3 protein-coding genes are annotated in these 3972 nt (G+C 66.2%); 1 reads left to right on the forward strand and 2 read right to left on the reverse strand.

What is annotated here, in order from left to right; translation table 11 throughout:
- Positions 1-27 precede the first annotated feature (27 nt).
- The gene (locus O0J73_RS21750) at positions 28-453 is read right to left on the reverse strand and encodes a YbaN family protein (RefSeq protein ID WP_006471105.1); all 426 of its coding nucleotides are present in this window, start codon (positions 451-453) and stop codon (positions 28-30) included.
- A 53-nt stretch (positions 454-506) separates the two neighbouring features.
- Positions 507-2618: a S9 family peptidase gene (locus tag O0J73_RS21755; RefSeq protein ID WP_308309619.1), complete on the reverse strand. Its 2112-nt coding sequence runs from the start codon at positions 2616-2618 to the stop codon at positions 507-509.
- Between the two features lie 145 nt (positions 2619-2763).
- On the opposite strand from O0J73_RS21755, the gene O0J73_RS21760 reads away from it, so the two are divergent.
- Positions 2764-3957 carry a pyridoxal phosphate-dependent aminotransferase gene (locus O0J73_RS21760; protein ID WP_308309620.1) on the forward strand — a complete coding sequence of 398 codons (1194 nt, stop codon included), beginning with the start codon at positions 2764-2766 and terminating at the stop codon, positions 3955-3957.
- Positions 3958-3972 lie beyond the last annotated feature (15 nt).

Consider the following 3972-nt stretch of genomic DNA (forward strand, 5'->3'; position numbering starts at 1 on the left):
CCCCCCGCCCCCCACTACCGCAGGCGCTCAATCCACGGGTGGCGGCAACGGTCGCGTCCACAGCCAGATCGCCACCACGGTCATGCTGCCGATCGAAAACCACTTCACCCAGGCGATCGGCACGCACCACAGCATGATCGCGGCGCACACCGCCATGGTGATCGTGGCCATCCACTTGCCGTAGCGGCTGACCGCGCCATGCGCCTGCCAGTTGGCGATGGCGGGGCCGAAACGCGGATGCTGCAGCAGCCAGTTGTGCAGGCGTTCGGAACCGCGCGAGGCGGCCCAGGCCGAGATCAGGATGAATACGGTGGTCGGCAGCCCCGGCACGAAGATGCCGACGATGCCGGTACCCAGGCTGACGTAGGCCAGCAGCCACCACGCCCAGCGGAAACGCACCACGCGCGGGGGCGCGGGGGCATCGCGGGGGGCGGAAGGATCAGGCGCGCTCATGGCCGAAGGATACCGGTTCAGGGTGCCAGGCAACGCCCGGCACCCCGTTGCGATCACGGCTGGGCGATGCCCAGTTGCTGCAGCACGAACGCATACGACTCGGACAGCTCGCGGTAGCGCTGGAAGCGCCCCGACTTGCCGCCGTGGCCGGCTTCCATGTTGGTGCGGAACAGGATCGGGTAATGGCCGGTGTTGTCGTCACGCAGCTTGGCCACCCACTTGGCCGGCTCCCAGTACTGCACCTGTGAATCCCACAGGCCGGTACCGACGAACAGCGCCGGATAGGCTTGCTTCTTCACGTTGTCGTAGGGCGAGTAGGACAGCATGTAGTCGTAGAACGGCTTCTGCTCCGGGTTGCCCCACTCGTCGTACTCGTTGGTGGTCAGCGGGATGGTCGGGTCGAGCATGGTGGTGACCACGTCGACGAACGGCACCTGCGCCACCATCACCCGGTAATCCTGCGGGGCCTGGTTGGCCACCGCGCCCATCAACAGGCCACCGGCGCTGCCACCGGACGCGGCGACGCGATCCTTCGCCGCCCAGCCCTGCGCCACCAGGCCCCGGGTGACGTCGATGAAATCGTTGAAGGTGTTCTGCTTGTGCAGCAGCTTGCCGTTCTCGTACCAGTCGCGACCCATCTCCTGGCCACCGCGGATGTGGGCGATGGCATACACAACGCCACGATCGAGCAGGCTCACCGCGGTCTGGTTGAAGTACGGGTCCATCGACATGCCGTAGCTGCCATAGGCGTACTGGAACAACGCGCCCTTGCCGTCCTTCTGGTAGCCCTTGCGGTAGACCAGCGACACCGGCACCTTCACGCCATCGCGCGCGGTGATCCAGACGCGATCGGTTTCGTACTTCGAGGCGTCATAGCCGATCACCGGCTGCACCTTCAACTGACGGCGCTCGCCGGTAGCGGTATTCAACTCGAACACGGTGGTCGGGGTGGTCATCGAGGTATAGACGTAGCGCAGCCACGGCGTATCGGCCTCGGTGTTGTCGCCCAGGCCCATCGAATACGCCGGCTCGTCGGCCTTCACGTAATCGCTGCGGCCGTCTTTGAACAGCAGGCGGATGCGCTCCAGGCCTTCGGAACGTTCGGCGATGGCGGTGTAGCTGTCGAACAGCTCGAAGCCTTCGATGAACACCGCATCGTCATGCGCGATCCAATCCTTCCACTGCGCGCGCGAGGTGGCGTCGGTCGGCGCGGTGACCAGCTTGAAATTCTTCGCACCATCGTTGGTGCGGATCACCCAGCGGCCGTCGTAGTGATCGGCGTCGTACTCGACGTCGCGCTGGCGTGGCGCCAGCACGGTGAAGGTGGTCGGGTCGCTGGCCGGTGCGTAGCGCTCTTCCGAGGACACGGTGCTGTGGACGCCGATGGTGATGAAGCGATCGTCGCGGGTGCGGCCGATGCCCATGTAGAAGCTGTCGTCCTTCTCTTCGTAGACGACGGTGTCGGCGCTGGCCGGGGTGCCCAGCACGTGCTTCTTCACCCGCACGGTCAGCAGGGTTTCCGGATCGTTCTCGACGTACAGCACGGTGCGGTTGTCGTCGGCCCAGACCAGGTCGCCGGAGCTGCCGGTGATCACGTCGGGCAGCACCTGGCCGGTGCGCAGGTCCTTGAAGCGGATCGTGTACTGGCGGCGGCCGACGTCATCGTCGGCCCAGGCCAGCAGCTGGTTGTCCTGGCTCACTTCCATCGAGCCGACGCTGAAGTAGCCCTTGCCGGCCGCCATCGCGTTGACGTCCAGCAGGATTTCCTCGGCCGCGTCCATGCCGCCCTTGCGGCGGGCATGGATCGGGTAGTCCTGGCCGGTCTCGAAGCGGCTGTAGTACCAGTAGCCGCGCTCGCGCGCCGGCACGCTGGAATCGTCCTGCTTGATGCGGCCGACGATCTCCTTGTACAGGGTGTCTTCCAGCGGCTTCAGCGGCGCCAGCAGCTGGTCGGCGTAGGCATTCTCGGCCTGCAGGTAGGCCAGCATGTCCTTATTTTCGCGCTTGTCGTCGCGCAGCCAGTAATAGTCGTCGTTGCGGGTCGCGCCGAACGGCGCCTTGACCACGTGCGGATGCTTGGCGGCATCCGGCGGAACGGGCGGAGTGGCAGCAGTAGCGGTGGTGGTCATCAGGCTGGCAAGCAACAGGCAGAGGGTGGATTTCATGAGATAAGGCTCCTGGTGCGGTTACGCAATGGCGTCCGTGGCGTAGGTAGAGTCGAGCTTGCTCGACTGACCGCAACCGCAGTCGAGCAAGCTCGACTCTACCACCGCTGCGGCGCACCCTTGCCGCCCGGCGTACCATGGGCGCATGAGTACCCTGCCCCACACGCCGGGCTACAGCCGGCGCAGCCATGAAATCGCCCCGTTCCACGTGATGTCCCTGCTGGCCCGCGCGCAGGCGCTGGAACAGGCCGGCCATGATGTGATCCATCTGGAGATCGGCGAACCGGACTTCACCACCGCCGAACCCGTGGTGCGCGCCGGCCAGGCCGCGTTGGCGGCCGGCCATACCCGCTACACCGCCGCACGCGGCCTACCGGCCCTGCGCCAGGCGATCAGCGGCTTCTATCGCAGCCACTACGCGCTGGATATCGACCCCGAACGCATCCTGGTCACCCCGGGTGGTTCCGGCGCGCTGCTGCTGGCCAGCAGCCTGCTGGTCGATCCCGGCCGCCACTGGCTGCTGGCCGACCCGGGCTATCCCTGCAACCGCCATTTCCTGCGCCTGGTCGAAGGTGGCGCACAGCTGGTGCCGGTCGGGCCGGATACCGCCTATCAGCTGACCCCTTCTCTGGTGGAACAGCACTGGAATGCCGACAGTGTCGGCGCGCTGGTTGCCTCACCGGCCAATCCAACCGGCACCGTGCTGTCCGCTGATGAACTGGCGGCACTGTCGCAGAGCCTGCACGCGCGCGGTGGCCACCTGGTGGTGGACGAGATCTACCACGGCCTGACCTACGGCCTGGACGCGCCCAGCGTACTGCAGGTGGACGACAGCGCGTTCGTGCTGAACAGCTTCTCCAAGTACTTCGGCATGACCGGCTGGCGGCTGGGTTGGCTGGTGGCACCGCCTGCGGCCGTGCCTGATCTGGAGAAGCTCGCCCAGAACCTGTACATCAGCGCGTCGAGCATTGCCCAGCATGCAGCGCTGGCCTGCTTCAGCGAGGAATCGATGGCGATCTTCGAGCAGCGCCGCGAAGCCTTCCGCCAGCGCCGTGACTTCCTGCTGCCCGCGTTGCGCGAACTGGGCTTCCGCATCGAAGTCGAGCCGCAGGGCGCGTTCTACCTGTATGCCGATGTCAGCGCGTTCACCGACGACGCGCAGGCGTTCTGTGCCCACTTCCTGGAAACCGAGCACGTGGCGTTCACCCCGGGCCTGGATTTCGGCTTCCATCGCGCCAACCAGCACGTGCGCCTGGCGTACACGCAGGAAGTGCCACGATTGCAGGAAGCGGTGGCGCGGATTGCGCGCGGGTTGAAGCGTTGGCAAGGATCACGTTGACGGTAGTGGGCGGCG

It is taken from the genome of Stenotrophomonas sp. Sm6012, assembly GCF_030985895.1.
Lineage (GTDB): Bacteria > Pseudomonadota > Gammaproteobacteria > Xanthomonadales > Xanthomonadaceae > Stenotrophomonas > Stenotrophomonas forensis.

What these genes read in the sequence shown, in the direction of transcription:
- O0J73_RS21750 (WP_006471105.1), bottom strand. Translation starts at nt 453, where the DNA reads ATGAGCGCGCCTGATCCTTCCGCCCCCCGCGATGCCCCCGCGCCCCCG.
- O0J73_RS21755 (WP_308309619.1), bottom strand. Translation starts at nt 2,618, where the DNA reads ATGAAATCCACCCTCTGCCTGTTGCTTGCCAGCCTGATGACCACCACC.
- O0J73_RS21760 (WP_308309620.1), top strand. Translation starts at nt 2,764, where the DNA reads ATGAGTACCCTGCCCCACACGCCGGGCTACAGCCGGCGCAGCCATGAA.